Origin of the sequence: Occallatibacter riparius, from assembly GCF_025264625.1 — a bacterium.
Lineage (GTDB): Bacteria > Acidobacteriota > Terriglobia > Terriglobales > Acidobacteriaceae > Telmatobacter > Telmatobacter riparius.
In genome coordinates this window covers 5,261,191-5,288,184 of sequence record NZ_CP093313.1, presented here as the reverse complement: position 1 = coordinate 5,288,184, position 26,994 = coordinate 5,261,191, and the positions used below count along the sequence as shown (strand labels likewise).

At 60.2% G+C, this 26,994-nt stretch carries 29 protein-coding genes and 1 pseudogene; 22 read left to right on the top strand and 8 right to left on the bottom strand.

Annotated elements, in window-relative coordinates:
• Window positions 1-124: 124 nt before the first annotated feature.
• The 9 genes from MOP44_RS21620 to MOP44_RS21580 all read left to right on the top strand — a co-directional run bounded on the left by MOP44_RS21620 (window position 125) and on the right by MOP44_RS21580 (window position 8,331).
• Window positions 125-868, top strand: coding sequence for a response regulator transcription factor (locus MOP44_RS21620; RefSeq protein WP_260792479.1), 744 nt, complete (start codon window positions 125-127; stop codon window positions 866-868).
• 31 nt (window positions 869-899) lie between these two features.
• Window positions 900-2,234, top strand: a complete 1,335-nt coding sequence (locus MOP44_RS21615) for a sigma-54-dependent transcriptional regulator (RefSeq protein WP_260792478.1) — start codon at window positions 900-902, stop codon at window positions 2,232-2,234.
• Window positions 2,235-2,242: 8 nt separating this feature from the next.
• The gene (locus MOP44_RS21610) at window positions 2,243-2,602 is read left to right on the top strand and encodes a flagellar basal body rod protein FlgB (protein WP_260792477.1); all 360 of its coding nucleotides are present in this window, start codon (window positions 2,243-2,245) and stop codon (window positions 2,600-2,602) included.
• 22 nt (window positions 2,603-2,624) lie between these two features.
• The gene (gene flgC, locus MOP44_RS21605; protein WP_260792476.1) at window positions 2,625-3,110 is read left to right on the top strand and encodes a flagellar basal body rod protein FlgC; all 486 of its coding nucleotides are present in this window, start codon (window positions 2,625-2,627) and stop codon (window positions 3,108-3,110) included.
• A gap of 22 nt (window positions 3,111-3,132) precedes the next feature.
• Window positions 3,133-3,450: a flagellar hook-basal body complex protein FliE gene (gene fliE / locus MOP44_RS21600; RefSeq protein WP_260792475.1), complete on the top strand. Its 318-nt coding sequence runs from the start codon at window positions 3,133-3,135 to the stop codon at window positions 3,448-3,450.
• A gap of 67 nt (window positions 3,451-3,517) precedes the next feature.
• Window positions 3,518-5,161: a flagellar basal-body MS-ring/collar protein FliF gene (fliF, locus tag MOP44_RS21595; protein ID WP_260792474.1), complete on the top strand. Its 1,644-nt coding sequence runs from the start codon at window positions 3,518-3,520 to the stop codon at window positions 5,159-5,161.
• 52 nt (window positions 5,162-5,213) lie between these two features.
• Window positions 5,214-6,251: a flagellar motor switch protein FliG gene (gene fliG / locus MOP44_RS21590; RefSeq protein WP_260796687.1), complete on the top strand. Its 1,038-nt coding sequence runs from the start codon at window positions 5,214-5,216 to the stop codon at window positions 6,249-6,251.
• 11 nt (window positions 6,252-6,262) lie between these two features.
• On the top strand, window positions 6,263-7,021 hold the full coding sequence (locus MOP44_RS21585; RefSeq protein WP_260792473.1) for a FliH/SctL family protein: 759 nt from the start codon (window positions 6,263-6,265) through the stop codon (window positions 7,019-7,021).
• Entirely contained in the window at window positions 7,018-8,331 is a 1,314-nt protein-coding gene (locus MOP44_RS21580) for a FliI/YscN family ATPase (protein ID WP_260792472.1), read from the top strand. The genes MOP44_RS21585 and MOP44_RS21580 overlap by 4 nt, the downstream gene beginning before the upstream one ends.
• 17 nt (window positions 8,332-8,348) lie before the next feature.
• Here MOP44_RS21580 and MOP44_RS21575 read toward each other — a convergent pair whose 3' ends face one another.
• Window positions 8,349-8,810 carry a hypothetical protein gene (locus MOP44_RS21575; protein ID WP_260792471.1) on the bottom strand — a complete coding sequence of 154 codons (462 nt, stop codon included), beginning with the start codon at window positions 8,808-8,810 and terminating at the stop codon, window positions 8,349-8,351.
• Window positions 8,811-8,915: 105 nt separating this feature from the next.
• On the opposite strand from MOP44_RS21575, the gene MOP44_RS21570 reads away from it, so the two are divergent.
• The 3 genes from MOP44_RS21570 (at window position 8,916) to MOP44_RS21560 (ending at window position 12,483) form a co-directional block, all read left to right on the top strand.
• Window positions 8,916-10,610 (top strand): hypothetical protein, encoded by a 1,695-nt coding sequence (locus tag MOP44_RS21570; RefSeq protein WP_260792470.1) that lies wholly within the window; start codon window positions 8,916-8,918, stop codon window positions 10,608-10,610.
• Between the two features lie 41 nt (window positions 10,611-10,651).
• Window positions 10,652-11,137 carry a flagellar hook assembly protein FlgD gene (locus MOP44_RS21565; RefSeq protein ID WP_260792469.1) on the top strand — a complete coding sequence of 162 codons (486 nt, stop codon included), beginning with the start codon at window positions 10,652-10,654 and terminating at the stop codon, window positions 11,135-11,137.
• Between the two features lie 71 nt (window positions 11,138-11,208).
• Window positions 11,209-12,483: a flagellar hook protein FlgE gene (locus tag MOP44_RS21560; protein ID WP_260792468.1), complete on the top strand. Its 1,275-nt coding sequence runs from the start codon at window positions 11,209-11,211 to the stop codon at window positions 12,481-12,483.
• Between the two features lie 109 nt (window positions 12,484-12,592).
• On the opposite strand, the gene MOP44_RS21555 is transcribed toward MOP44_RS21560, so the two are convergent.
• Window positions 12,593-13,093, bottom strand: coding sequence for a PaaI family thioesterase (locus MOP44_RS21555; RefSeq protein ID WP_260792467.1), 501 nt, complete (start codon window positions 13,091-13,093; stop codon window positions 12,593-12,595).
• Window positions 13,094-13,098: 5 nt separating this feature from the next.
• Window positions 13,099-14,058 carry a threonine dehydratase gene (locus tag MOP44_RS21550; RefSeq protein ID WP_260792466.1) on the bottom strand — a complete coding sequence of 320 codons (960 nt, stop codon included), beginning with the start codon at window positions 14,056-14,058 and terminating at the stop codon, window positions 13,099-13,101.
• A gap of 97 nt (window positions 14,059-14,155) precedes the next feature.
• Here MOP44_RS21550 and MOP44_RS21545 point away from each other — a divergent pair, with 97 nt between their 5' ends.
• A complete protein-coding gene (locus MOP44_RS21545; protein WP_260792465.1) occupies window positions 14,156-14,485 on the top strand; it encodes a hypothetical protein in 330 nt (109 codons plus the stop codon).
• A gap of 16 nt (window positions 14,486-14,501) precedes the next feature.
• Window positions 14,502-14,810: a c-type cytochrome gene (locus tag MOP44_RS21540; RefSeq protein ID WP_260792464.1), complete on the top strand. Its 309-nt coding sequence runs from the start codon at window positions 14,502-14,504 to the stop codon at window positions 14,808-14,810.
• Window positions 14,811-14,844: 34 nt separating this feature from the next.
• Here the strand turns inward: MOP44_RS21540 and MOP44_RS21535 are convergent, their stop codons facing one another.
• Window positions 14,845-17,289 carry an ABC transporter permease gene (locus MOP44_RS21535; protein ID WP_260792463.1) on the bottom strand — a complete coding sequence of 815 codons (2,445 nt, stop codon included), beginning with the start codon at window positions 17,287-17,289 and terminating at the stop codon, window positions 14,845-14,847.
• Between the two features lie 30 nt (window positions 17,290-17,319).
• On the bottom strand, window positions 17,320-17,460 hold the full coding sequence (locus tag MOP44_RS21530) for a VOC family protein (RefSeq protein ID WP_260792462.1): 141 nt from the start codon (window positions 17,458-17,460) through the stop codon (window positions 17,320-17,322).
• Between the two features lie 624 nt (window positions 17,461-18,084).
• Here MOP44_RS21530 and MOP44_RS21525 point away from each other — a divergent pair.
• From MOP44_RS21525 to MOP44_RS21515, 3 genes are all read left to right on the top strand, one after another.
• A complete protein-coding gene (locus tag MOP44_RS21525; RefSeq protein WP_260792461.1) occupies window positions 18,085-18,528 on the top strand; it encodes a hypothetical protein in 444 nt (147 codons plus the stop codon).
• 117 nt (window positions 18,529-18,645) lie between these two features.
• Window positions 18,646-19,968: a radical SAM protein gene (locus tag MOP44_RS21520; protein ID WP_260792460.1), complete on the top strand. Its 1,323-nt coding sequence runs from the start codon at window positions 18,646-18,648 to the stop codon at window positions 19,966-19,968.
• 119 nt (window positions 19,969-20,087) lie between these two features.
• Window positions 20,088-21,224 carry a S41 family peptidase gene (locus tag MOP44_RS21515; protein WP_260792459.1) on the top strand — a complete coding sequence of 379 codons (1,137 nt, stop codon included), beginning with the start codon at window positions 20,088-20,090 and terminating at the stop codon, window positions 21,222-21,224.
• Here MOP44_RS21515 and MOP44_RS21510 read toward each other — a convergent pair.
• Window positions 21,190-22,083 (bottom strand): LysR family transcriptional regulator, encoded by an 894-nt coding sequence (locus tag MOP44_RS21510; protein ID WP_260792458.1) that lies wholly within the window; start codon window positions 22,081-22,083, stop codon window positions 21,190-21,192. The genes MOP44_RS21515 and MOP44_RS21510 overlap by 35 nt on opposite strands.
• Window positions 22,084-22,169: 86 nt before the next feature.
• Here MOP44_RS21510 and MOP44_RS21505 point away from each other — a divergent pair, with 86 nt between their 5' ends.
• The 5 genes from MOP44_RS21505 (at window position 22,170) to MOP44_RS21485 (ending at window position 26,099) form a co-directional block, all read left to right on the top strand.
• The gene (locus tag MOP44_RS21505; protein ID WP_260792457.1) at window positions 22,170-23,042 is read left to right on the top strand and encodes a 5' nucleotidase, NT5C type; all 873 of its coding nucleotides are present in this window, start codon (window positions 22,170-22,172) and stop codon (window positions 23,040-23,042) included.
• A gap of 29 nt (window positions 23,043-23,071) precedes the next feature.
• The gene (locus tag MOP44_RS21500) at window positions 23,072-23,488 is read left to right on the top strand and encodes a VOC family protein (RefSeq protein ID WP_260792456.1); all 417 of its coding nucleotides are present in this window, start codon (window positions 23,072-23,074) and stop codon (window positions 23,486-23,488) included.
• A 372-nt stretch (window positions 23,489-23,860) separates the two neighbouring features.
• Window positions 23,861-24,868 (top strand): IPT/TIG domain-containing protein, encoded by a 1,008-nt coding sequence (locus tag MOP44_RS27905; RefSeq protein ID WP_313901023.1) that lies wholly within the window; start codon window positions 23,861-23,863, stop codon window positions 24,866-24,868.
• Between the two features lie 104 nt (window positions 24,869-24,972).
• Complete coding sequence (locus tag MOP44_RS21490; protein WP_260792455.1) at window positions 24,973-25,650, top strand: metal-dependent hydrolase; 678 nt, start codon at window positions 24,973-24,975, stop codon at window positions 25,648-25,650.
• A 200-nt stretch (window positions 25,651-25,850) separates the two neighbouring features.
• The gene (locus MOP44_RS21485; RefSeq protein WP_260792454.1) at window positions 25,851-26,099 is read left to right on the top strand and encodes a hypothetical protein; all 249 of its coding nucleotides are present in this window, start codon (window positions 25,851-25,853) and stop codon (window positions 26,097-26,099) included.
• A 22-nt stretch (window positions 26,100-26,121) separates the two neighbouring features.
• Here the strand turns inward: MOP44_RS21485 and MOP44_RS28200 are convergent, their stop codons facing one another.
• Window positions 26,122-26,364 (bottom strand): hypothetical protein, encoded by a 243-nt coding sequence (locus MOP44_RS28200; protein WP_390905512.1) that lies wholly within the window; start codon window positions 26,362-26,364, stop codon window positions 26,122-26,124.
• A 150-nt stretch (window positions 26,365-26,514) separates the two neighbouring features.
• Window positions 26,515-26,892: pseudogene (locus MOP44_RS28195) on the bottom strand (class I SAM-dependent methyltransferase); the annotation flags it as partial.
• Window positions 26,893-26,994: the final 102 nt, after the last annotated feature.

The window sequence follows — 26,994 nt, the reverse complement described above, 5'->3', positions numbered from 1 at the left end:
ATTACACCATTAGCAATCGCTAATTAAAGTGATTGGGAAATGGGCAGACTGCTGCAAGCGTTTCTAATCGCCGGCGTTGAAATGGAATTCATCGAAAGAAGCTGCCGGCGATGGAAGGGGTTCTATGAGGCTGCTGATTGCAGAAGATGATCGAGCACTTGGATTGTTCCTGACCCGCGGACTTGAAGCCGATGGCCACCGCGTACGGGTAGCCATGGACGGCGCCAGCGCCGCAGAAGCATTTCGCCAGGATCTGCCCGATCTCACCATTCTCGACCTCAACCTGCCCGTGAAAGACGGCGAGCTGGTCCTCGAAGAGATGCGCGCTGTAAATGACGAACTGCCCGTGCTCGTTCTGACCGCGCGGCAGGAAGTGGAAACGCGTGTGCGCTGCCTTGACCGCGGCGCTGACGATCTGATGACCAAGCCGTTCAGCCTTCATGAACTCCGTGCGCGTTGTCGCGCACTGCTGCGGCGCAAGAGGGAAGCGCGCCTTCTGCTGCGCGCCGGCGACCTGGAACTGGACCGCATGGAGCACAGCGCGCGCCGCAATGGCGAATGCGTGACCCTCACCAACAAGGAATTCGCGCTGCTCGAGCACCTGATGCTCAATCGCGGCCAGTGCGTCTCCCGCGTCGAACTTCTCGACTCGGTCTGGCGCATGGAGCCGGCGCAGACCACCAACATCGTCGATGTCTACATCAACTATCTTCGCCGTAAGCTCAAGGATCCGGCGCCGGGCCACCTGATTCGCACGGTGCGCGGCCAGGGCTACCTGGTCCCCTCCGAAGCCGAACTCGGTGCTTTTGTTGCCGCTATCCCGTCCGGCATACAGAACGCTGGACTTCCCATCGTCCAGGTTCATTGATTGCGTTAGATCGTTGCCCAGGAGATTCGCCGTGGCCTTACCTGTTCCTGTCTCCGTCCTCATGCCTCCCTCGCCCACGCGCATGCGTGCACGCACCGCTATCATCGCGAGCGCCGACGCCAGCTTCCGTCAGCGCCTACAGCAGAGACTCACCGGCCTGCGCTGGCAGATACGGGAAGCAGAAACCGGCGCTCAGGCATGGGCCGCGGCCGAAACCTCATCACCTGAAGCTGTCATCGTCGATTCATGGCTTCCCGACCTTGATGTGGTGGAGTTCCTGCGCGAGTTTCGCGGTTCGTTTCCGCGCGTAGATGTGCTGACGTCAGAGGCCGGCGGCTCAAGCGATGGACCGCGCAGTCCTTACCGGCAGGAACTTCTCTACGCACTGCGCATGTGTCAGGACACCGATACCGCCGCATGGAATACCGCCTGCGATCTCGGCGACGGGCCAGCGCCACAGGTCACTGCGGAAACCAAGAAGCCGCCCGCGATTGTTCAGCCCGAGCGCGTTCTGGCGCAGGCGGCCGAAGAGCCCGAAGCTGCTCCGCGCCCTGTGCTGCTCGCACCACCGCTTGCAACGACTCGTCGCGAAGCTCCCGCCATCGAGCGCCTGCCTGAACTGATTGGCAATGCGTCCTGCATGCTTGAAATCAGCCGCCGCATCCGCCTGGTCGCACCGCGTTCCACCCCCGTGCTGATCGAAGGTCCCACGGGCTCCGGCAAGGAGCTCGTGGCCGAAGCTCTGCATCGCCTGTCCACGCGCAGCCGCAAACCGTTTATTGCGCTCAATTGCGCGGCCATTCCTGAAGCGCTGCTTGAAGCGGAACTCTTCGGCCATACTCGCGGCGCATTTACAGGTGCGGTCCAGGGGCGCATGGGACGCATTGAAGCCGCCGACGGCGGCACGCTCTTTCTCGATGAGATCGGAGAGATGCCGCTGAGCCTGCAATCGAAGCTGCTGCGCTTCGTGGAATGCGGCGAGTTGCAGCGCGTCGGCGACAACGAAACCGTCAAGGTGGATGTGCGCATCATAGCCGCGACCCACCGGCCGCTGGCCAAGCACGCCGGTGAAGGCACATTCCGCTCCGACCTCTACTACCGGCTGGCAGTATTTCTCATTCGCACACCGGCGCTAGCCGATCACATTGACGATCTGCCGCTGCTGGTCAACCACTTCCTCGAAAAGCTCGGCCGCACGGAGCCGGTGAAGCGCATCGACGCTGGCGCGATGTCAACTCTGAAAGAGCATGCCTGGCCGGGCAATGTCCGCGAACTCGAACACGTGCTGGAGCGCGCCGCCATTCTCGCGGGCGACTGCTGCGAGATCACGACCTATGAAATCGACTTCGGCCTTCCGGCGAATTGAGGCAATCCATGCATATCGAAAGCATCATGAGCGATCAGTTGACCCGCTACCTCGATGTGGCGACGACCCAGGCCAAGCTGACCGCGCAGAACATGGCGAATGTCGATACGCCCGGCTACCGCGCCATGGGCATCGACTTTGAAGCCGAGATGCGCCGCATGCTCGGCGATGGGCCCACAGCAGCTGCCCCCGCACAGGCCGGGCTTGAGGACGGCCTTGTCGCGCGCCCGGATGGCAACAACGTTTCAATGGATCGCGAAAGCCTCAATCTCGCCGAAGCGCAGTTACGCTATCGCACCGGCATCACCCTGCTCAAGCAGCAGTACCAGATGACCATGGACGCGATCCACGCGGATAACGGCAAGTGAACCTGAGGCACGGGAGGATTAGATGAACCTGTTCGGATTGATGGAAGCCTCAGGCAGCGCGATGCAGGCCGAGCGCGTACGCGCTGAGGTCGTCGCAGCCAACATGGCGAACGCCGAAACCACGCGCACCGAATCGGGCGGACCTTACCGTCGCCAGCATGTGGTCTTTGAAGCCAATGCGAAGGCGACGTCCTTTGCCGACGTTCTCGGCAACAGCACGAGCGGCTCGGTCGCCTCCAACCTGCTTCCGTTGGGCACCGCGCCGAACAAGGCAGCGGGCGGCGTGCACATCGCGGGCGTGGTGCAGGATCCTGCATCGCCGTTGAAGCGCTACGATCCCGGCCATCCCGATGCAGGGCCCGATGGCTATGTCGCGTATCCAGACATTAATCCGCTCACAGAGATGGTCGATCTGATGAGCGCGACCCGTGCATACGGTCTGAACGGATCGGCTGTGCAGGCGGAGAAGGGCATGATCACTGCGGCTCTTGACATTGCGAAGGGCTGACACGCAGATAAAGAGCTGAATTATGGCGACAGGTATCCAGGCAATTTCGAATCTGGCATCGAGCTCGGCCACGCCAATCGCGAATTCAATTGCGCCGTCAACTCCGGCTGCCGAAAGCGCCGCGCCCTTCTCGAATCTCATGCGGGATGCAGTCGGCGAGGTCGATTCGCTGCAGGCGCAGGCGCAGGCAGCGGTCACGGGCTTGATGACCGGCACCGGCGTCGATGTGCACACGGCGATGATTGCCACTGAAAAGGCGAGCATGGCGTTCGAGCTTGCGCTGGCAGTGCGCAACAAGGCCGTACAGGCCTATCAGCAGGTAATGAGCATGCAGTTCTGAAGTGTGCGAATAGATCCATCGCGCACAGACGTCGACAACGGAAGAGAGCAGGCAGGACGCGGGAAGCATGGCAACGGAGACACAGCTGCAGAAGAGCGCGCCGGCAATTCCCGGCAATGTCCCGCTGGGAGCGGGACTCGGCGCCATCTGGACGCGCAGCCGGATTGCGTGGGCGGGCATGCAGCCAAAGCAGCGGATCTGGGCCGTCATTTCGCTCACCCTTGCAGCCGCGTTTCTCGGCTTTCTCAGCTGGTATGCGCTTCGCACCGACTGGCGCGTCCTCTACGCCGACCTCGACTCCGAAGATGCGCGTCAGATTGTCCAGGAACTCACCGCCGCTCAGATCACCTTTGAAGTCGCAGAGACCGGCGGCATCGTCCGTGTGCCCGCGGCACAGCTTGACAAGGCGCGCCTGGCAACCTCGGCGAAGGGCGGTGTGAAGAGCGGACGCATGGGCTTCGAGCTCTTCGACAAGCCCAACTGGGTCGGCTCGGAGTTCGATGAACAGGTGAACTACCAGCGCGCTCTTGAGGGCGAACTCGAGCACACCGTAGCGTCCCTCGCTGACGTCGAGTCTGCCCGCGTCCACCTGGTCATGGCGCACGATTCGCTCTTTCGCGAGCAGGAGCGGCCAGCCAAGGCCTCGGTAGTCCTCAAGCTCCGCCATCGCAGCCTCGCCGACGGCGAGCCCGAGTCCATCCGCAACCTCGTAGCCTCTGCCGTCGACGGCCTCACGTCCGATCGCGTTGTGCTGGTTGATGCAGCAGGCCATCTTCCTCTCGGGCCCAAGACTCCTGATGCTCTGCGCCTCAGCGCCGAACAGGCTCTCGAAGAGAAGCTGATCGCAACGCTCGAACCTGTCACCGGCACCGGCAACGTGCGTGCCTCCGTCACGCTTGACTACGATCCCACCGCCGCCGAGCAGACTGACGAAGTTTACAAACCGGATCAGACCGTGACGCTCTCGATGCAGCGCACCGAGCAGACCTCGGGCCCGCAGCCGGTCGCGGCGGGCGTTCCGGGCACGGCCTCCAATGCGCCGAACTCGCAGACACTGCCGGTCTATCCTCACGAATCCACGCCACCGCAGTCGGCGAAAAGCGAGTCCAGCACCTACGGCGCATCGAAATCCGTGCGCCACACCAGCGAGGCGCCGGGGCGCGTTCGCCGCATGACGGCCGCCATCGTCGTCAACGACCGACTGGTGCAGGTCCAGTCGAAGAACAAGCCGGCCTTGTGGCAGCCACGCTCCGCAGACGAGATTCGCAATCTGACCGCGCTGGCACAGGCCGCGGTGGGATTCGATCAGCAGCGCGGCGACATGTTGACGGTGCAGGACCTTGCCTTCGATGACAATCGCTCGCCCGAACCAATATCGCCCGTAACCCGTGCGCTGCAGCAGGCGGAATCCTCGCCGGTGCTGATCAAATGTGTAGCTCTGGTAATCGGCTTGCTGGTGCTCGTCACCTTCGGCCTGCGCCCCGCCATGAGAAGAGCCACCGTAAAGGAAGACAAGAAGGTCAAACCTGAGAAGACTCCCGAGTTGGCTGCACAGGCATCCTCGCAGGCGGTGCTTGCGACGCCCGAGCAGGCGCTCCTTGACCCTGAACGGCAGCGGGTGCAGGAACTTCTCGACCAGGTTGCAGGAGCAGTGAAGAAACAGCCGGCGCAGAGCTCGCGTCTGCTGCAGAGTTGGATTCATTCCGATTAACTGAAATAGTGCGCGGAAAATCTTCGCGCATGAGGTGCATGTCTTGGCGGATATGGCGGGCCAAAACGGAGGAGTACAGCGGCGGTCCTCAATGACCGGGCTGCGCAAAGCAGCCATTCTACTGGTTGCCCTGGGTGAGGAAACGGCGAAGGAAATCCTTCGTACGCTCAATGAATCCGATGTGCAGTTGCTCACCGAGGAGCTCGCCGAGATCCGCACCGTGAGCCCCGAGTTGTCCGCGCAGGTCATCGAGGAGTTCTGGGACGTTCTCGAAACGCAGAGCTTTCTCGTGCATGGCGGTCTCGATTACGCCAATCGCCTCCTGATGGAGACCTTCGGAAAAGAGCGGGCGGAGGATCTGATGACCATGGTACGGCGCTCGCAGGAAGCCGCGCAGGGCAACCTTGCCAAGCTGCAGCGCACCGATCCGCAGCAACTCGGCAAGCTGCTTGACGCGGAGCATCCCCAGACCATCGCGCTCGTTCTTGCTCATCTTGATCCCCGCCGTGCTTCGCAAGTTGTCGACAATCTCAGCGAAGAACACAAGGTCGTAAGCCTGCAGCGCCTGGCCGAAATGCGGCAGTTCTCGCCGGAGATGGCGCAGAAGGTTGCGCACAGCCTGCATCGCCGCCTTGAGAGCATGGGCGACACGCAGCGGCAGAACTACTCCGGCTTCAAGGCGGTGGCCGACCTGCTCAACCGCCTGAACGCCGACGAAGCCAAACACATTCTCGAAGTCGTCGAAGACAGCGATCCCGAACTCGCATTGAACATCCGCAATCTCATGTTCACCTTCGAGGACCTGGTGACCGTGCCCGCCGCCAGTATCCGCGAGATCGTCAGCGGAGTCGACAAACGGCAGCTTGCGCTCGCCCTTCGCGGCGCAAACGAAGAACTACGCGCCACCATCTTCAAGTCGATGAGCTCCCGCGCCGTTGAGATGTTGAAAGAAGACATGGAGGTGCTCGGACCTGTCCGCGCGCGCGAAGTCACGCAGGCCCAGCAGGAGATTCTCAATCTCGCGCGCCGTCTCGAAGCGGAAGGCAAAGTCATCCTCAAGCTTGAAACCGGCGACGAGATGCTTGCCTGAGCGGAGGCCGCATGAATCAACTCGCACCGCTGCTCCACGTCGAGCCCTACGGCTATGCCGGCGCCGCGCCCGCGCCTACCCCCCTCGCCGAATCGTGCGAGGATTGGCCGTTGCTTGAAGTGGATGCCGAAGGCAAGCCCGTCTTCAGCGAAAAAGAGGGGAGCCACTCAGACGCCACGCTTCTCAATGAACAATTCGGCGCCCGCATCGCTGAAGAGACACGCCGCAGTTACGAATCTGGATACGCGCGCGGTCGTGAGGACAGCCTCGGCGCCGCGCGCGAGGCCCAGCAGGCCGCTCATGCGGAACAGCTTCGCACAATCGCCACCGCAGTCGAAAGCATGACGGAGACTTTCGCCTCTGAGCGCGCCCGCTACTACGAACGCCTTGAACAGGAAGCCGTTCGGCTGGCGCTCGCCATTGCCGGACGCATTCTGCGGCGCGAGGCCCAGATGGATCCGCTGTTCCTGCTGGGAGCGGTGCGTGTTGCCCTTGGCCAGCTCACGACCTCCACCAAAGTGCGGTTGCGCGTTCCCGCATCCGACGCAGAATTATGGATCGAAGCCATGACTCTTCTTCCTAACCGCGACACGAAGCCCGAAGTCATCGCCGCAGAAGACTTGCGCACCGGCGAGTGCCTGATGGAAACCGAACTCGGATCGGCGGACCTCGGAGTCCGCGTGCAGATGACAGAAATCGAGCGCAGCCTGCTCGATCGCAACTCCGGGACCATCCACAGCGATTCAGAGCTAATGGTGTCGCCGCTATGACCCAGCTGCTCGAACGCTATTTCGCACGGCTCGATTCGCGCCAGTCATGGCGATGGCGCGGCCGCGTGCTTGAGTCGGTTGGCCAAACAATCGAGTCCTCGGGCCCATTGGCTTCCGTCGGCGAGTGCTGCGAGATCATTGACCAGATGGGCAGGACGCACGGCGGCGAAGTCATTGGTTTTCGCGGCTCGAATGTGTTATCGATGCCCGTCGAATCCTGCGAAGGCATTCGCTACGGCGATGCCATCACCGCCCTCGGCCGTCATCCCGCCTTGAATGCGGGGCCGGGGCTCGCCGGCCGCGTTTTGAACGCGCTTGGTGAACCGCTCGATGCCGGCCCCCCAATCCATGCCCAAACATTTCTGCCGCTCGAAGGCCTTGTGCGTCCGCCGCTCGATCGCGTGCCCATCCGGACACCGCTTGGCACCGGCATCCGGGTTCTCGACGCGCTGCTCACCGTCGGGCGCGGACAGAGAATCGGCATCTTTGGCGGCTCGGGGGTAGGGAAGAGCACGCTCGTCGGCATGATGTCGCGCAACACGGAAGCGGACATCACCGTCGTGGGCCTAGTCGGCGAGCGAGGCCGCGAGGTCGGCGAGTTCCTCGAGAACTCACTCGGCGAAGAAGGCCTCGCGCGTTCGGTCGTCATCGTCTCTACATCCGACCAATCGCCGTTGCTGCGCATGCGCGCTGCGCTCGCCGCCACCACCGCGGCCGAATACTTCGCCGCCCAGGGCAAGCATGTTCTTCTCGTCCTCGATTCGCTGACGCGCTTCGCCATGGCCGCTCGCGAAATCGGTCTGGCCGCGGGCGAGCCGCCCACTGCCAAGGGATACACGCCCTCGGTCTTCACGCGTCTTGCCCGCCTGGTGGAGCGCGCCGGTGAATTCCGCTCGGGCTCCATTACTGCGTTCTATTCCGTCCTCATGGAAGGCGATGATCAGCAGGATCCGCTGGTCGATGCAGTGCGGTCTCTGCTTGATGGACATGTCGTATTATCGCGCGCGCTCGCTTCGGAAGGCTGGTATCCCCCGGTGCAGGTGCTCGACTCCATCAGCCGGTTGATGTCTGCGGTCGCCTCGCCCGAGCATCGCGACCAGGCCGCTCTGTTGCGTCGCCTCATGGCTGTCTACGCACGTTCTGAAGATCTGGTACGCATCGGCGCCTACAAGCCGGGAGCCGATCCCGAACTGGATCGCGCCCTTCGTGCCCGTGCACCGCTGCGATCCTTCCTCATGCAGAACGCTGATGAGAGTGCTCCTCTGCGCAACACCATCGAACGCCTTGCCGCCCTCTGCGCAACGGTGTAATCATGGCCATCTCAGGCTCAATGCGCCGGCTGTTGCACATTCGCATGCTCGAGGAAGAGCAGCGCAAGACGGCGCTTGAGTCCGCTCTGTCCGAACTGCATCGTCTTCAAGGCGCGCTTCGAGCCGCGCAAGAAAGCGAGCGCAGCGGCAGACAACGCGTCGCCCTTAGTGTGCGTTCCGGCGACGCAGCCGACCGCATAGCGGGCCTTGTCGAATGTGAGTCGGCACGTCACGGCGCGCAAATCCTCGATGCCCACATCCCTCAGGCTATGCTGCGCGCCAACACTGCACGCGAGGAGTATCTCTCCAAGCGCGTCGAGCGGCGGCAGGTAGAAACCGTCCTTGAGGAGGCCGAACAAGCCCAGCACGCCGAGGCAGCGCGTCGCAACCAGCAAACCGTAGATGAGTGGTTCTCCGCGCGGCGGCAACAGCACACCGGTACTCGCCGTTCGGCAAACAAACTTGAGATCAAGAATCACAAAGAAACAGATTCGATTCCTGAAGAGGAACTAAGGTCCAATCTGTAACAACTCTCTAACCACCCTCCACGAAAGTTTGGCACGCCATCTGCTCTTTCCATTGCCGTGACTTCAACGGCACTCATCGATCTGGGAGCAGCAACCGGCGCGATCGCGCAGTTGACAGGTCATGCTGCTTTGACGGGAGAAAGGGCTTCGGGAGATTCCGCCGGATTCCGCAAAAACTTGCAGCAGATCTTGAACGCTCTGAAAACAGCATCTCCAGTGACCGGAGATCCGGTTGAGTGCAGTCTGCCGAGCACAGGTTTATCAGTACGGATTCAGCAGGTAACCGCGCATCGAAACCGCTCACACGCCGGCCTTCAGCACATCCGCACAGCCCTTCGGCCAGACGCAACGAAATCCGCAGAAGCACTCTCCACCGGAGCCTTAACCGAACCGCGAAAGGCGAACTCCGAGAAACGCGCCTCGACCGCGGACAGCGCCGCTCTCTCCATCTCCATCACGACCCTCGAAACGACGAGTTCCGCGCCCCTGTCATTCCTTCCGCAGATTCCCGCGGCAACCCCAGTCTCTGACGCGCAAGCCTCTGCGCTACTGTCTCCGGCCACGAACCCCATTTCACAAATCACGACGACTACGGCGGTTGAACTCAAAGAAGAAGTTCCTCCTGATGCGGAAGACGCTACAGGCGACACGCCATCGCACCTGTCTTCTCTTCCCACAAACACGTCCGGTCTTCCCGGTGGCAGCGAATCGCTTCACGAAATCGCCGTCCCAACGCAATCGGGCGAGCCAACCTCCGCAACCATGAACGTAGCCGACGCCCATATTGCTTCGGCCGACCTCCATCCGGAAACCGATCAGCCCCTCACCGATCATTCCACCTCAGTCACTGGCCATACTTCCATGCCGCATCCATCTCCGCATCTTGAAGCGGATCGTACTGCCCAGCATTCTTTGGGTGCTGCACCATCTCTCTCTTCAAAATCAGCACTCACACAGGACGCGTCGTCCGCATCGAAACGTGAACAGCGCAACTCCACAACTCCGACACCGCAGCAGCATGAGCCCCGATCGCAGCGGCCTTCTGCAGCTGGTGCGGCAGACGCCGGCTTCGCTCGACCAAAGCCAACTGAAATCGCGCCAACCAAAGTCGCAGCCGGGACTCACTCCGCCGCCACGCCCACAAACGCTTCTTACACCACGCATCTGCAAGACCAGTCAATCGCACCTGGTCCGCTGACTGTTGACGCGACGATGCGATCGGAACACGCGAGCGTTCTCAGCCCACGCGCTGTACCCCAATCTTCCGCATCCACGGCGCGCGACCCCTTTGCTGCTCTTGATCGCCGCACCGCAGCGCCCGCACCAACGTGGTCGCAGGCCGGCACACACCACGCCGAAGCCGGATACCTGGATCCCTCTCTCGGCTGGATTGGAGTTCGTGCCGAAGGCAGCGGATTCGCGCTGCACGCCACCATTGTTCCAGGATCCGGCGAAGCAGCGCAGGCGCTCGGCGGGCATGTGGCTTCATTGAATTCCTTCGTGGCCGAACACCACGGGCGCTCCTCTACCGTCGCGATTGCCTCACCGGACCAGGGCCAGCAGCAAAGCGCACTCAACAACTCCAGCGGCGGCTCGCCGCAGCAGCAACCGCACCAGCAATCACAGCGCGGCGGAGCTTCGCTGTTCGCCTCATCTGCTGCCGCAATTGCGGCTACTCCCACTTCGTCGCGCACCACTTCGGAAGCGCCTCTCTATTCACGCCAAGGGGCACACATCTCAGTGATCGCCTGATCCCTCACGAGCAAGAACTCGAACAAGCCGGAAGGAGAAGCATGACAACCACTACGGGAATCTGGAACACGGCCAACGCGCAGGGAGCGTCCGCTGTGAACGCCAAGCCAATGGCTGACTCTGGCGGTAACTCGAATGACACATCCCCATCCTCCACGATTTCGGCCAACGACTTCCTCACGCTCCTTGTCACGGAGATGAAGAATCAGGATCCGACTTCCGCGAACGATCCCAACCAGTACATCAACCAGCTCGTCAGCGTAAACAGCCTTCAGCAGCTCATTCAGATCAACGAAACACTGGCAGTGGGCCTCTTCGGCGGCAACCAGCCCAGTTCCTCCTCGACATCATTCGCGCAGGTGGGGCTCGACTCGCACCGCGCTGGCACTGTGCCGAGTTCCGACAAGAGTTTCTCACTTGCCGGCGCCTCTCATTCCATCCGCGAAACGCCAGGAAATCTAGGCATTCCCGAAACCAATCCTGCCGCAGTGACCATCGCGCAGGCGCTCAGCGGAAAACACATTTGAACTGACCGGCTCTCGCACGACGCACCGTCGAACCCCGCGCAGAACCGAATAACCAAAGAGGAGACCCTCCCATGCCAAGTTTTTTCATTCCGCTTACCGGCTTGAACGCCGATTCGTCTGCCCTCAACACCATCGCCAACAACCTCGCCAACATGAACACCATCGGTTTCAAGGCCCGCATGGCCCAGTTCGCTGACCTCTTCTATCAGCAGATCGGAGCGACAGGCAACGGCAACCCCATCCAGGTTGGCGCAGGCACGCAGATCGCGTCCATCTCAACAGACTTCTCCAGCGGCACCTCCAACTACACCGGACTTAACACCGACGTCGCGCTGCAGGGCAATGGATTCTTCATCGTTAGCAACGGGGCCAGCCAATATCTCACGCGCGCCGGCAACTTCTCGCTCGATTCCAGCGGCAATCTCATTACCGCGAATGGCTTTCGCGTCATGGGTTATCCGGCCGTGAATGGAGCAATCAACACCAACACGTCACTCGTGCCCATCAATATTCCTGAGAGCGCAATACTTTCGCCGAAAGCCACGAGCTCCTTCAGCATCGCGGCTAACCTCGACTCCACTACGACCGCAAACTCGAATTTCCCCGCGACCGTAAACATTTACGACTCGCTCGGCCAGATGCACACGGCAACCGTAACCTACATCGCCAATGGAAACGGCAGCTGGAACTACTCCATCTCGCTCCCCGCGTCCGACACCACGGCGGCTCAAAGCGTAACCGGAACCATGACCTTCGATAGCAGCGGCAATCTCAAGACCATCCAGCCCACAGGCGCAGCCAGCGCTTCACCCGTCGGCACAGGCGCCGGCGCTGTCTCCTCAATTCCCGTTTCCTTCACTGGCCTTACCGATGGAGCGGCGAACCTCACAATGAACTGGAACCTGCTCGGTGCAAGCGGCACGCCGACCATCAGTCAGGTCGCCTCCAAGTCCGCTGTCAGCGGCACCCTCCAGGATGGCTATACCAGCGGCCAGTATCAGGACTTCACCATCGGTTCTGACGGAACGGTCACGGTCACGTTCTCGAATCAGCAGAAGATGAACGTCGGCCAGATCGCTCTCGGCAATGTTGCCAATCCTCAGGGACTCGAGGCCGATGGCAACGGCAACTACTCCGCGACGCTCGCAAGCGGCACGCCAACCATCGGAACATCTGGCAGTGCAGGTCTTGGCAAAATGCAGGATGCAGCGCTCGAAGGCTCAAACGTCAACATCTCTGCCGAATTTGCGAACCTGATCATCGCGCAGCGCGCATTCGAAGCGAATTCAAAGACCGTCACGACCTTCGACTCCATAACACAAGAAACCATTCAGATGATTCACTAATCCCCTCGCGTTGCCGGCCTTCTCTCGTGAACTTCCTTTTGCCCCGGATACATGCGCTCAAAAGCGCAGTCCGGGGCCACTTTTTCACGGCATCCCGCCAGCCCGGCTTTCATCCGTGCGGCGTGGGACCATCCTTCACCGGATCAGGATCTGGCGCTGGCTTCACCTCGATGAACAGCCCCTTGCCGTGCGCCAGCACTTTGCCGTGGCCATTCAGGATGAGCGCCTCGGTCCAGTGCTTGCGGCCCTCATTGCGTGTGACGCGCCCTTCCAGGCGAATCTCTTCCGAGGAAGGAACGGGCCGCTGATAATCCACTTCCATGTGCCGCGTCATCGCAACCAGCCCATGCGCGCGAACTGCCTTCGACATCGTTTCATCCAGCAGAGTCGCAATAATGCCGCCATGAACGAATCCCTTCGGTCCTTCGAAGAAGTCGCCCACAGTAGTCTCGCAGACAGCATGCAACTCCTGCGTCAGATAGAACTCCAGATGAAGCCCGTGCTCATTCGCAGCTCCACATCCAAAGCAACGATTCTGTGCGGCACTCGCAAACTTTCTTACCGCATCCGCATAGCGAGTTAGCTTCTCTACCTGCAACGGCTTCGTCATCTTATTCAAAGATCCCCCGCCAGCACCGATTGATACACGGCGCGATCCACGTTCCCACCGGTGAACACAACGCCAATGCGCTTCCTGCGATTCCCATCCATCAGCGCGCCTGCCAGCGCTGCGGCTCCAGCCCCCTCCGCCACGTTATGCGTGTCCTCATAATAGATCCGCATCGCGGCCGCGATCTGCTCATCGCTCACTTCAACGATGCGTGCGACGTTGTCCCAGATCGCCTCCATTGCCTGCGCATTCGGAACGCGGCAAGCCAGCCCATCGGCAATCCGCGTCGTCGACGGAGCCTCCACAACCTTCTTCTGGGCGAAGCTCATCGCATACGACGGCGATGCCGCCGACACCACGCCCACAATCTCTGTCGGCAGGCTCAGGGCATTGCGCGCAGCCGCCACACCGCAGATCGACGATCCCAATCCGATCGGCACATAGATACGTTCCAGCGGCGGCGCCGCGCGAAAGAACTCCAGAGCGTAAGAAGCAGTGCCCATCACCAGCCGTTCATGGAACGAGTCCACCATCGTCAACCCTCGTTCCTCCGCCAGTCGACGCGCATATTCCAGCGACTCCTGAAAATCGTGCCCATGTTCGATCAGCTCCGCGCCCTGCGCCTGCATCGCGCGATTCTTCTCGATGCTGTTTCCGTGGGGCACCACGATCACCGCCTTCAGGCCCATCATGCGCGCGGCCAGCGCCACGCCCTGCCCATGATTGCCCCGTGTCGCGGCAACCACGCCCGCCGCGTCAGGCTGCATCTTCTTCAGCCAATCCATGTAGACCAGCGCCCCGCGAATTTTGAAAGCACCCACAGGCGAGTGATTCTCATGCTTGACCCACGCCTCAGCGCCGAGCCGCTCATTCAGCAGCGGCCACGTGTACTGCGGCGTCGGCGGCATGTAACGGTACACAAGCTGTTGCGCTTGCTCAATCTGGTTTAGCCCGGGCAGCTTCATGGATTCAGCATAGCGAACCCCGCGTCCCACGGTTTTTCCTGTGCTGTTTACCTGGACTTGGTTACCATGAATTTGATCATCCCAAACGGAGTATTCCATGGTCTATGAAGATTTCGGCGCATTCATGCGTTTAGCAGTAATCCCGCGTCAGCAAGAACATCCAAATGACATTCGACTTGATGGAGAGCGAACTGGAGGTAAACGAAAAGCGTTCGGGTTCTTCCGCTATAACGGAAGAGAATGGAAGGTAGATGAGGATACCCACTATTTACCTCTCGAGCTTGCCTATTCTGCCTTTGTCAAGGGTGATGATCCATTTGTCGAGTCTGAAACATCAACGGGCAAAGGCCGTTGCTTGTCGCTTGCGGCAGAGCTTCGCAAACGTCAGCAGTCGCGCGCGAAATATCTCTATATCTATTCGAACTGATTGGCTGTCGATAGGCTTGGTTGTCCTTATCGCCGGCTGCCATTCCCAGCCAGCACTTACTCCTCAGGAAGCTGAAGGCCAGCACCTGTATGAAGTCCGCTGCGCCCACTGCCACCGTGACAACGATCTCGCCCTCAAGAAGGTCCCACCCGACTTGAACGGCCTCTTCCGCAACCCCAAGCTCCCCAGCGGCGCACCCGCCACAGATGCCGAAGTCACCCGCGTGATCCTCCAGGGGAAGGGAATGATGCCCGCATTTACAAACCGATTCACGCAGGAGCAGATGGCCGCGCTCCTGGCCTACCTCCACGGCGGCCTGCGCTGAGCCATCCAATCGTTAAGCAACCCGCGCTCGCCGCTCACTCATACCGGATCGCCTCCACCGGATCCAGTCCCGATGCGCGCCGCGCCGGCAAAGCGCACGCCAGCGATGCCACCACCGCCATCGCGCACGTCACGCCCGCCAGCAGCAGCGGATCGCGCGAGCTCGCGCTCTCGCTCGACCAGTGCGCCAGCACCTTGCTCAGCGCAATCGACAGCACCACCCCCGCCGCGATGCCTCCACCAACACTCAGCAGCATCGAGCGAAACACGAGCCCCGTAACGTGCCCGCGCTGCGCGCCCAGCGCAATGCGAATCCCAAACTCGTTTGTCCGCTGCGCCACCGTGTACGACACCACGCTGTAAAGCCCCACCGCTGCCAGCGCCAGCGCCAGGGCGGCAAATCCCCCGAACAGCCAGGAAACAAGCTGCCCCCGCGCATACTCAGGCTCGCCTGAGATCCAGTGCTCCAGGTCCTTCACGTTGTGGTTCGTCTGCTGATCGTGATCTACCGAGTTGACTGCCGCGCTCACTGCTCGCACTAGTGGAAGGGGCGACGCCTCCGCCCTTACCAGGATCTGCGTATACATCCCCATCATCATCGTGTAGGGAACAAATCCTTCGGGAGCCACAGGCTTCGACAGTCCATCGTCCAGCTTGTCGGCCATCACACCCACAATCAACACTGGACCTTGGCCCGCTGGAGAAACCAGCCTATACGGCGGCTGCGGCTTCGCATCTGGAATCTTCAGCATGTGCCCGATAGCATCGCCATTCGGAAAGAACCGCTTTGCCATCGTCTGATTGATCACCATTATGGCCGCGCCGCGATGCTCTTCATCCGCATCCCAGACGCGCCCCTGCTGCAACGGAATCCGCAGGGTAGGGAAGTACTCACGGCTCACCAAATTCAAGTGCAACTTCTGTTCACTGGTGGAGGGCTTCCCCACAATCTCAAAGTCCGTTCTGAACCCGTTCGAAGGCGGCGTCGCATTGCTCGAGATCGCTGCCACCGTAACGCCAGGCACGGTCTGCGCAGCGTCGTGCAGCCGCACGAAGTACGCCTCCCGCTCTTCCCATGTCTTGTACGTTCCATCGTGAATAGGAATGCCCACCGACATTACGTTCTGCGGATCGTAGCCCAGCTTCATGTGCGCTACTTTTAAAAAGCCCTCAATTGCAGCCGCCGCTCCCGCCAGCATCAGCAGGGTTAGCGCAATCTGTCCGGCAATCAGCGTGCGATGCACCTTCCGCCCGCTCACACCTGCTGTCGTCTTTCTTGAGGCCGACTGCATCACCTGGCTGACCTCCGGCCGCGACAGCCGCCACGCCGGCGACAAGCCGAACAACACTCCTGTAACAACGGCCACCGTCACGCAGAACACAAGCACCGGCACGTTGATATGAATCGATGCCTCGTGCGGAAACGAGAACTGCGGCAGATTCGCCACAATCACCGCCAGGATCCGGTACGCCAGCACCAGCCCCAATCCCGCTCCCGCAAACGAAAGCAGAATCGACTCGGTGAGCAATTGGCGAATCAGCCGCCGGCGCGAAGCACCGATTGCCGATCGCACCGCAAACTCCCGCTCCCGCGCAGTGGCCCGCGCCAGCAGCAGAATCGAAACGTTGCCGCAGCCGATCATAAGCAGCAACGCCACCGACCCGAACAGGAGATAGAGCGTTCCGCCAAGCTCCCGGATGAACATGTCATTCAGCCCTTCGATGCGCAGCTTGGCGGGTTCCTTCGGGAAATGATTGGGCGCCTCTTTGTGGAACTGCTCAACCAGCGGCTGTAGCGCGGCCTCGGCCTGTGCGCGGGTCACTCCCGGCTTCAGCCGAATCTCCGGCTCATAGCCCCTGAGCTGGTCGCCGGTTACCTTCAGCGGCAGATACACGTCCGCATCGCCCCACGTGAAGCGCGACGCCGCCACGCCTACAACGGTGTAGTTCTTCCGCATCAACTGGATGGTCTTGCCCACCACACCTGTGTCGCCGTTGAAATGCCTCTGCCAGAACGCGTGTGCCAGCACCACAACCGGCTGTGGATCCTGCCCGTCGATTGCATCGCTCGGCTGCAATCCGCGCCCCAGCGCCGCCGGCACGCCCATAAAGGCGAACATGTTCGAGGTAACGTACTGGCCGTCGATGTCCTCCGGCAAATCCGATCCCGTCACCGTCAGGTTCCAGTCATCGGTGATGAACGCATCTTCCAGCACCGGAGACTTCCGCAGAATCTGCCACTGCGCGGCCGTAACCCCAAAGCCTCGGCGATCGCCATTCGACGCCGTCAGCAGCATGTGCGCCATCCGGTCCGGCGCCGCATAAGGATACGGATCCATCAGGATCGCGTACACCACGCTGAACACCGCCGTCGTCGCGCCGATCCCCAGCGCCAGCGAAATCACAGCCGTCAAAGCGAATCCCGGCGTCTTCAACAATTGCCGGAACGAATAGCGCAAATCCTGCAGCACAGTCCGCATCGCCTGCTCCTATCGCCTGAGCCCGAATGCCTAATGCCTGTTGCTCAATGCCTGCTTGGCCTTCGCTCGCTCCGTCACCGCAAACCCCAGCACATCGCGATAGAACCGGATCGACTTCGGCACGTCGAACACCTGCACCAGCGGTGCAACGCCCGTAACCTCAATTGCCACCGAAAGGGAAGTCCTCCGTCCGAGAGGAACGCCCCAACAGATGCATGCGCTCGGCCAAATCTCGTGTCAGCTAAGTCGCACGTTCTCAACAAACGAGGGGAACTGACCCGCCCGCCGAATGTCCATTGCCACCTTCAACCGTCCGCAATCGGACAAAGGCGCCTGGGAGAATGCTCCAGTCCAGTCCCATCCGTTTGGGTAGGTCACACCGAGTATTTGGTAATCACGCCGCATTGTGACTTCCGGCACTGCCGAAGTGCCCGGCGCGCGATACACTCGCCCCGCTTGCGAGTGGCGTTTCCAAATGGAGCACCGCCCAAAGGCTTGGGCATTCATCGCGGATGTAGCCAAACTCAGCTTTCTTGGGCCAGTTTCGGGACCAATACAAAGGCGCTTTCCGCTCGATGCCCGGATTCAACCCATGCGGCCCCCCGGTCCCGGGGTTCGCGATTTTGTAGACCCATGCGGTGCGTTTGCGCGTGTTGATCTGCTGCTTCTTTCCTTGGCTCTGCCCGGCGAAGTGCATTCCCGGGGAATCTACTTCGCTGAGCGGACAAGATTCATCCTGTTGAACCGCACGCGTCCGCTGCAAGCAGAGGTGCCCCGGGGCAGGGAGGACCTATCGTGAGCAATGAAGCAGGCGTTCGCAAGCTCATGCAGGCATGCGAAAAGGAGCCCGCGCTGTTCGATCGCTTCGTGAATAAGCCCGACGAGGTGGCCAAAGAATTCGGCATAACCTTGGCGAAAGAAGAGATCGATCAGCTCAAGCGGGTACAAAAGCTCCAGCAGATCATCGACGAGTTCAAAGCCCATCGGCCTGGAATCCCCGGTCCCTCCGGGTACCCGATCGAGATGGCTTGGAAGACGGCGATGGCCAACCACATCATCTTCTATCGTCCCAGCTTCTACCCGATCTTCTATCCGGCATGGGACAACGCAATTCGGAACAACCGGCTGATTTCCGCGGCCAAGATCCCGTGGTGGAAGTGGGGCTTCTATCCGGTTGCCTGGGAGGGGAGAATCCGGGAAGCGATCCAGACCGAAGAGGTCAACACCAAGGCGCGTTAGCGGGCACCCTCCTCACCAACATCCAACCCGGCCGGCTGCTTTCTTGGAGTCGGCCGGCACCCAAGGCCAGGCATTCATTGCGCTTCGCTGTTCGCGCTAACAAGAAGGAGAATTTTCATGGCCAACGTCCTCCTGACCACCCGCTGCAATCTCAAATGCCCATACTGTTTCGCCCAGGAGAAGCTGGCTGACGGACAGCGGGTTTCCATGGCGCTGAAGGACGTCGAGAAAGTAATCAACTTCCTCTCGCGCTCCAATCATCCATTCTTTCGCGCCATGGGGGGAGAACCCACTCTTCATCCCGACTTCCCATCCATTCTCGAAATGGCGCTGAAGCACGGTATGCGCGTCGACGTGCTCAGCAATGCCACCTGGCCTGAGAGTTACAACGATCTGTTCCGTCGTACGTCGCCCCGGCGGGTAGTCTTTCTCCTCAATATCGATCAGCCCGGGCGATATGCGCCGCCCGTCTGGCAGAGAATCCAGAACAACCTTGAAGCCCTCGCTGACCGCGGCACCGTTACCCTCAGCTTCAATGTCTTCGAGAAAGAACCTAAGGACGAGTACGTCCTCGAGTTGGCGCAGAAATATCGCATCGACAAAATCCGAATGAGTCTGTCTCTGCCCGTCCTGGGCGCAAATAACGCCTGCCTGAAGCTCGAAGACTACAAGCAGATGACGCCCTTTATAGTCGACTTCGTCCGCCGCGCGCAGCAGCGTGGTGTGCAGGTATGCATGGACAACGCCGTCCCTCTCTGCATGTTCACCTATGAGCAGGCCGGCGAGCTGCTGTTGAAGAAAGTCATCGATCTCGAGCGCAACATGAGCTGCCGGCCGGTCATCGACATCGGGCCCGACCTGCGCGTATGGTGCTGCTTCTGCCTTTCGAAGATGTGGAATCGGCACCTCGATGAGTTTCAGAACCTCGAGGAAATCTACGACTACTACCGCAGGGCTTTGGCACTCTACCAGTCCCGTCTATATCCGCTCGACGAGTGCCAGACTTGCGCCTGGCGTGAGTCATGGAATTGCCAGGGTGGCTGTCTCACACACACGGTCCTCAAGCACGGCGAGTTACCGCTCGATCCGATCGCCGTTGAGCCGGACGTCCCCGCATGGAAAGACGACGCCGTCCTCGCCATGCCTGACGGCGTGGTTATGCGTCGCTACGATATCCCCGAAGAGTCATTCGCCGTAGTCAACCAGGCGTCCGGTCTGGAACTCGAGGTAGACGCCTCTTTCAAGCCTCTACTCACCGATCTCCAGGGACACTATTCGGCGCGTGAAATCGTTGACCGCTTCGTCGGCAACGGGGGCAGCAACGCGTCATCGCCCAGCCCGGTTGAGATGATGGCGCAATCTGCCCTGCGTAAAGGCGCCGACGAACTGCTGCAGGCTTTGGTGCAGCAAGGATTCCTGATTGAGCGGACGCCGGTATAAGCGATAACGCCGGACTTCGCGCTATCGCGGCTCTCGTCGCAGACCAGCACCGTCTTGGGTTCCACTTACATGGCCGTCCTCGACGCCAGATGCGGCGCGACTGCCGACCATCCCTGCAAATGAAATCTCTCCGCAAATTTCGGCGCGCGGTCTTCCTCGGGATTCTCCTCTGCCCGGCCATCGCTCAAACGCCCCGCATCTCTCCCGAAGCCAGGCAGTACCTCGACCGTGCCTTCCAGCTCATTGAAAAGAACAACCTCTATCGCGACCAGATCGACTGGAAGCCACTCCTGCACGAAGCAAAACAATACGCCGCTGGCGCGCAAAGCTCCTTCGAGACCTACCCTGCAATCCTCTATGCGTGCGCGAAACCGAGAAACAAGATCTGTGAGTTGATCACACCAGAAAACACGCCCGTGGCTGTTCAGCAACAATGCCAATCGCTCGCCGTTTCCTTCCACGCAAGGCCCCACGCAATCCCTCTGATCAAAACGCATCCTTCGCCCTTCGTAAATCGAGCTCTGCTCTACGCCACAATCCCCGTCAACGGGCGCAAATACGGCTACGTCGTCATCCCTCGTTGCGCGTCCTCATATACCGAATACGCAGATCCGCACCTGCGTCACGCGTGGGCTGAGAACTTGTACTCCGCCATCACCCGCGGCGGATCCGAACACGTTCAGGGATGGATACTCGACCTCCGCGGTAACTCCGGCGGCGGATACCTTGCAACCATGTTGGCCGGCGTCCAGTCTCTCCTCGGAGAGGAGCAGGTCCTCATCACCCGCGGCCGCAGCCGCACCACGTACTACTCGATCCATCAGCAACAAGTCCTCATGGGCGCTGGCAAACATCCCGCTCAAACTGGTGAACACATCGACGAGGCAGTCGACTACTCAGCCGGCGCTCTGCCCGTAGTGCTCCTGCACGATCGCGGCACTGAGGGAGCAGCGGAATCCCTGCTGATCGCCTTCAAGGGCAGAAGCAATACGCTCTTCCTCGGCAGGCGCACCGCGGGATACACCCAAGTCGGCACGTTCTGGCCCCTTGCAGATGGAGCGGTGCTCTGGGTCGCGCAAGAAGAAGTCTTCGATCGAAACCGGCAACCTTACGCCGAAGGCATAGAGCCGGACATCGAGATCGACGGCCCGTCCGCCCCAACCAGAATCACCTTCGACCCCGCCGTCCAGAAGGCCGAAGAGTGGCTCTTGCAGCGCACTGCTACGCCGATCCCTTCGCACTCTCCCGAGCCATAGACACGAAGTTGCGAATGGCTGGGTCCATGTCGCGAGACTTGTGATACGCAATTCCCACCTTCCATGAAGCCGACGCGATCCCCGTATTCAGAAACCTGATCTCAGGCACATTCATCACTCTGCACGAATTGGGAACCAAGGCCACTCCCGCACCAGCCCGAACGAAATTCAGCACCGTAAATAGCTCGGCGGCCTCCTGCACAATCTGAGGCGAAAAACCCGCCGCATTGCAGGTTCGCATCACGTGATCGTGAAGGCTGGCCGATGCGGATCGGCTCACCACGATGAATGGCTGCATTGCGAACTGTCTCAGTCCGTGCCCGCTCTTCTTGGAACAATGAACGCTTGCAACAATCATCAGTCGATCGCCGAACAGCGGAACACTCCTGATCCTCTCGTCCTGGATCGGCAGACGAACAAAACCCACATCCAATGCACCGCTCGCAAGGGCCGTCAGTTGTGGCGGAGTCGACATCTCGCGCAACGAGATCTGGACGAGAGGGAAGCGTCGCCGAAATTTCTGAATCAGATCCGGCAGACCAGTAGCCATCGACGGAAGGCCGAAACCGATCCGCAACAGTCCCGCTTCTCCCCTGATCGCGCTCCGCGACACGTCAACCGCGTTTTTCGCATCCAGAAGCAAAGCCCGGGCCCGCTCTACAAACACCTCTCCCGCCCGAGTAAGAGTGAGCTGCCGGGGCTTCCGGATAAACAGCGTCCCACCCAGCGTCTCCTCTATCTTGCGGATCTGCTTCGTCAGCGCGGGTTGGCTGATGAACAAGGCCGCGGCTGCGCGTCCGAAATTTCGATGCTCCGCAAGAACGACAACCGAGCGCATCTGCTCCAGATCGAGTTCCATAACTACAGGTTATCGCAAGGCCACTGAAGTTTCATTGGACGTTATGGTGCGATCCCCCGGACAATCGCAATTAAGGGGAGGGAAGCGTGAAGGAACTAGCCACACCAATCCTGGGAGCCGCCGCCACACTCGCGAGCACAGTGGCGTTCGTCCCCCAGATCCGGAAGATCCGGCAAACCGGTGGCGAAGACGTCTCGGTCGCGATGCTCTCGCTATACGTCACGGGAGTAACGCTATGGCTGCTGTACGGCGTCTCGATCCATGCCATCGCTTTGAGCCTCGCCAACGGAGCCTCCATCGCCTTCGCCGGCGCTTGCCTCATCCTCAAGCTGCGGTCGGACCAGCGCAAATCAGCCACCCACCAGAAGAAACGCCTCCGCATTGCAATCGATATGGATGGCACAATCGCCGACAGCGTCAAGGAGCAGGTCCGTCGCTATAACGCACAGTTTGCCGAGTCGATCTCGGTCGCCGATCTGCGCGGCACCGGCCTTGAGGAAATAGTCCCGCCCGAACGCCGCGAAGCTGTCCGTCGCGCAATCCACGATGAATCCTTCTTTGACGCCCTCGACGTCATCGACAACGCCCGCGAGGTCATCCAGGAACTGATTCGCGAGCACGATGTATTCATCGTCTCGGCTGCTATGGAAATACCAGAATCCTTCGCCGCCAAGCATCGCTGGCTGCGAAAGCACTTCCCATTCATCCCAGAGAGAAACGTCGTCTTCTGTGGAGATAAATCCCTAATCGAAGCCGACTATCTAATCGACGATGAGGCCCGGCATTTCGCAAAGTTCAAGGGAGTCGGCCTCTTGTTCTCAGCACCCCACAACGCCTCTGAGACCCGCTACCGAAGAATCGACCACTGGCTGGAGATTCGCCGCGAGTTCCTACCCCCGCAAACCCCGACGCATACGCCCTCCCTCGCGCATGGCGCTCCCGCAGAGGAATTGCAGTAAAATCATTCGCGCACCAAAGGAGAGACTCTATGAAGTTGAGCACCTACATCAATTTCCGCGGCAACTGCGCGGAAGCATTCCGCTATTACGAGAAGCACCTCGGGGCAAAGATCGGTATGGTAATGACGCATCAACAACTACCCCATCCCACCGGCATCGGCTCAGACTGGAAAGACAAAGTCCTTCACGCCCGCATTTCCATCGGTGACGCCGAAGTGTCGGCCGCCGATATCCCCAATGCAGAGCCAATGCGCAGCGCCTATCTCACATTGAACGTCGACAGCGACCAGGAAGCCGAGCGCATCTATGCCGCGCTCTCTGATGGTGGTCAAGTTCTGATGCCGATGGACGAGACATTCTTCGCTTCTCGATTTGGCCAGGTACGCGATCAGTTCGGAATCAACTGGATGATCCTGCACGAACGCCCCATGCCGCCTCGCCAATAAGCTTCTCACCCGGAAGGGGGACCGAACACTCAGTCGAGTCACAACGGCCCCCGCTACGGAACCGGCCCTCAGCAGGGCAGAAGCAGTACAAGTCCCTGCCAGGCGCACCCGGATCCTGCCCCGCCAATCCCTCCCGCTAAGTTTTTGTTTGACAGCCAATTCTCCCCATCCGATACTCTCCAGACTGCAAGCACGAACCGGGGACCATTACCTGAGTTCCGGGACCTGTACACTTTCCCTTCTTTTCGAAATTGAGGCGAATCATTCCGCCAGGCCTGGAGGCGCGACGTCCGCGCGCTCTTTGACCGTGGTACCTGTTTGCAGGACCACTCCTCTATCCGTGTGCCGGGACACCGGCATAGGAGAAGATCGATGCTTTTACGTACATGCCTTGTGTTGCCCATCGCAATAGCCGCTATCGCTCAGGTAAGTGTCCAGGCACAGCAACAAGGAAAAGCCCCCGTCATTTTCAACGTCACTGAAAACAGCGCTGGAACGCAGATCACCATCGCAGGAACCAACTTCGGTTCTGAACTACCCCGCGTTTGGCTCGGCACGGCAGCGCTGACCGTCGCGCAGAACAGCCTCAGCTCCATCACCGCGAATATTCCCTCGGGCCTCGCAGCCGGTGCGTACCTGCTGCGCGTTGAACGCAATCATCCTGCTCTTACCGGCTTCTTCGAAGCGGCCATCGGCCAAATCGGCCCCGCCGGCCCGCAAGGACCTCAGGGCCCCATCGGGCCTGCCGGACCGCAAGGGCTTCAGGGCCCCGTCGGACCTGCAGGACCGCAAGGTCCAATCGGACTTACTGGAGCCCAAGGGCCCAAGGGCGATACCGGACCCGCAGGATTGCCGGGCCCCAAAGGCGATACAGGCGCGCAGGGTCCGATCGGGCCGGCGGGTCCGCAGGGTCCCAAGGGCGATACCGGATCTGCTGGACCTGCCGGGCCCGCAGGAGGCCAGATCTGGTCCGCGGCCCTCCAGCTTCCCGCTTCCATCGCCAATGGAGAAGCTATGGCTTACCCCGCATCCGGAATCGGCGTCGCAACCGGACCGATCGGAAGCGTTCTGCGCAACGCGCTTGCCGTACCCCAGAACTGCAGCGCGTCTAACTGGCAGGTAAAGGTGTTCGGAGCCCAAGGTTCATCGACGGCTACATTCGGGCTCGCCATCTCAACCGACGCCGACGCTATTGGAAACCTGATAAGTCTCGTCCCCATCCTTTGCACCGTCACAGCGGGCACCAATCCAGCAACGTGCAATGCGGGCGGGACCACAAACCTTTTCCAGGGCCAGCTTATCTACCTCGTTGCGTTTGGCTTCACCAACGGACCCGATTTCCAGAACGCCATCGCAGACGTTTCCTTCACCTGCCAGTAAACACGCGCAGGTCACTCATCAGCGGGCAGCCTTCAGGCCGCCCGCTTTTTTCTTCCACCTTCACATCCAGGTCTGGCGGCTAGACTAGGTCGAGGAGATCATGGATGTTCGTCGGCCATTTCGCAGTCGGCTTTGCAGCAAAGAGATACGCTCCCAGAACCTCCTTAGCCGTGCTGCTCGCTGCCAGCCTCCTCTCCGACTTGCTGTGGCCAATCTTCCTGTTACTCGGATGGGAGGTCGTGCGCATTGACCCCAACGGAATGAAGTTGGCCGCGTTTGATTTCGTGAGTTATCCATGGTCCCATAGCCTGCTCGTGTGCCTGGCGTGGGCTACCCTCTTCGCTGCGATCTACTACTCGATCACAGGCTATTCGAAAGGAACCGTCGCCGTTGCGCTCGGCGTCCTCAGTCATTGGGTTCTCGACTGGATCACCCACAAGCCCGACATGCCCCTCTATCCCGGAAGCAAGACGTTCGGCCTCGGTCTTTGGAACCTCGTCAACACAACCGTAATTATCGAGCTGTCGATGTTCGCAGTTGGTGTGGTGTTCTACCTCTCCGCAACCCGCCCGCTCAACCGAGTCGGTCGATACGCCTTTTGGGCATATGTCGCTGCATTGCTCTTGAGCTATCTACAGAGCAGTTTCAGCGGAAAGCCGCCGCATAACGTGACTACAGAGGTGGCCTGGCCCGGTCTGATTCTGGGCGCGCTAATGATTCTCTGGGCATGGTGGTTCGACCGCAACCGCGTATCCCAACAAAGCGAAGAGAGCCAGTCGTAACAAGAGCTGTCTCCACAACCCAGAAACCCGCGCCTCCCGCCCGCTCGGTCCGCTCTCCTTATATAGGTACCCCCATGAATTCCTATCCCCCTCTATGCACTTTTTGCCCTCGCAGCAACCGGATTGGCACCATCCGCACTCTAGATAAGTGCGGAGCAAGGGCCGCATTCTCCAGACGAACAATCTCCCAGGAGGCCGCTGTGTCTTCCACTCATCTCGCGCTCGCCACCGGCATGCTCGCCGTGGCGTCTATGCTGTCTTACGCCCAAAAGGCAGTCACCTTCAACAACCTCTTCAGCAGTTACGTCGGCCACCCCGACACCGCTTACTCCATTGATCCCAACAACGACGGAGGCCACGACATCATCCAGGATTGTCCCGACTACCCCGGCATTTTCTTAGTAACTATGAATAACAGCAACGGAACCTTCGTGGGTACCGCCTTATGAAGAGGTAGGTTCAACGAGGCCTCTATTGCCGCCGGCCCCTGACAGCAAGAGCTCTCAGCTTCAGAGTCACTGGTCCTTCGGTCGGCAGCGATGACAGCAACGACTCCTTAAGCTGGATGCGCTGCTCGCTTGTCAGCAAGGAAAGGTATTCGAACGTGGAGCCCTGACGAGCATCGAATGCGTCCCAGTAGCTTTCGCGCGATGGGAATTGACCGGTGTGATCGATCGAACACGTCTCTACCTCAGTGAATCCAGTTGACGCCATCGCCCGATGAAGATTCTCTTCACGGCAGATTGTCGCCTTGCGTCCAGGATCGTAAGCAGAAGCGCGCGGGTCAAAGGACAGAGCAGCGTCCCAAAAACGCCTTGCAAATTCATATTCGCCGCCGTAATCCCAGACGTAAGCTGCGATAGTTCCACCTGGACGAATCACTCGGTGCTGTTCTGCGAGAACGCGCCGATAGTCCATAAAATTCAGGGCGAGAGCGGAGACACTCACGTCAAAGCTGGACGATGGAAATGAAAGCTTACTCCCATCACCGAGGATGAATTGCGCCCGAAGATCCTGGCAACTCCGTCTTGCCGAACTCAGATAATCTGCTGACGAGTCAATTCCAATAATTCCCGCAGGATTGCATTTTGCGAGAATGGCTGACGTAAGCGCTCCGGTTCCGCATGCAATATCGAGCCACTCGATCCCTGACGGCAGGCTCAGCCAGTCAAGGAATAGGGGTGCAATAGATCGGCTCCAACGTCCGACATAGTTTTCGTAGCCAACCGCGTCATTCCACATGTCTGGTCCCCGCTCGGAAAGTGACACCACATGATCGCTCGACGTCTCACCTTCCTCCGCGTAGATTTCATACCGCCGTCACTCTGCATTCAGCATGACGGT

Bases quoted from the DNA above. Each gene is read 5' to 3' on its own strand.
- flgC (WP_260792476.1), top strand. From the start codon at position 2,625: ATGAACCTGTTCGGATTGATGGAAGCCTCAGGCAGCGCGATGCAGGCC.
- MOP44_RS21535 (WP_260792463.1), bottom strand. From the start codon at position 17,289: ATGCGGACTGTGCTGCAGGATTTGCGCTATTCGTTCCGGCAATTGTTG.
- MOP44_RS21610 (WP_260792477.1), top strand. From the start codon at position 2,243: ATGCATATCGAAAGCATCATGAGCGATCAGTTGACCCGCTACCTCGAT.
- fliG (WP_260796687.1), top strand. From the start codon at position 5,214: ATGGCGGGCCAAAACGGAGGAGTACAGCGGCGGTCCTCAATGACCGGG.
- MOP44_RS21580 (WP_260792472.1), top strand. From the start codon at position 7,018: ATGACCCAGCTGCTCGAACGCTATTTCGCACGGCTCGATTCGCGCCAG.
- MOP44_RS21585 (WP_260792473.1), top strand. From the start codon at position 6,263: ATGAATCAACTCGCACCGCTGCTCCACGTCGAGCCCTACGGCTATGCC.
- MOP44_RS28200 (WP_390905512.1), bottom strand. From the start codon at position 26,364: ATGGCGTCAACTGGATTCACTGAGGTAGAGACGTGTTCGATCGATCAC.
- MOP44_RS21620 (WP_260792479.1), top strand. From the start codon at position 125: ATGAGGCTGCTGATTGCAGAAGATGATCGAGCACTTGGATTGTTCCTG.
- MOP44_RS21500 (WP_260792456.1), top strand. From the start codon at position 23,072: ATGAAGTTGAGCACCTACATCAATTTCCGCGGCAACTGCGCGGAAGCA.
- MOP44_RS21560 (WP_260792468.1), top strand. From the start codon at position 11,209: ATGCCAAGTTTTTTCATTCCGCTTACCGGCTTGAACGCCGATTCGTCT.
- fliE (WP_260792475.1), top strand. From the start codon at position 3,133: ATGGCGACAGGTATCCAGGCAATTTCGAATCTGGCATCGAGCTCGGCC.
- MOP44_RS21545 (WP_260792465.1), top strand. From the start codon at position 14,156: ATGGTCTATGAAGATTTCGGCGCATTCATGCGTTTAGCAGTAATCCCG.
- MOP44_RS21515 (WP_260792459.1), top strand. From the start codon at position 20,088: ATGAAATCTCTCCGCAAATTTCGGCGCGCGGTCTTCCTCGGGATTCTC.
- MOP44_RS21550 (WP_260792466.1), bottom strand. From the start codon at position 14,058: ATGAAGCTGCCCGGGCTAAACCAGATTGAGCAAGCGCAACAGCTTGTG.
- MOP44_RS21520 (WP_260792460.1), top strand. From the start codon at position 18,646: ATGGCCAACGTCCTCCTGACCACCCGCTGCAATCTCAAATGCCCATAC.
- MOP44_RS27905 (WP_313901023.1), top strand. From the start codon at position 23,861: ATGCTTTTACGTACATGCCTTGTGTTGCCCATCGCAATAGCCGCTATC.
- MOP44_RS21565 (WP_260792469.1), top strand. From the start codon at position 10,652: ATGACAACCACTACGGGAATCTGGAACACGGCCAACGCGCAGGGAGCG.
- MOP44_RS21510 (WP_260792458.1), bottom strand. From the start codon at position 22,083: ATGGAACTCGATCTGGAGCAGATGCGCTCGGTTGTCGTTCTTGCGGAG.
- MOP44_RS21555 (WP_260792467.1), bottom strand. From the start codon at position 13,093: ATGACGAAGCCGTTGCAGGTAGAGAAGCTAACTCGCTATGCGGATGCG.
- fliF (WP_260792474.1), top strand. From the start codon at position 3,518: ATGGCAACGGAGACACAGCTGCAGAAGAGCGCGCCGGCAATTCCCGGC.
- MOP44_RS21490 (WP_260792455.1), top strand. From the start codon at position 24,973: ATGTTCGTCGGCCATTTCGCAGTCGGCTTTGCAGCAAAGAGATACGCT.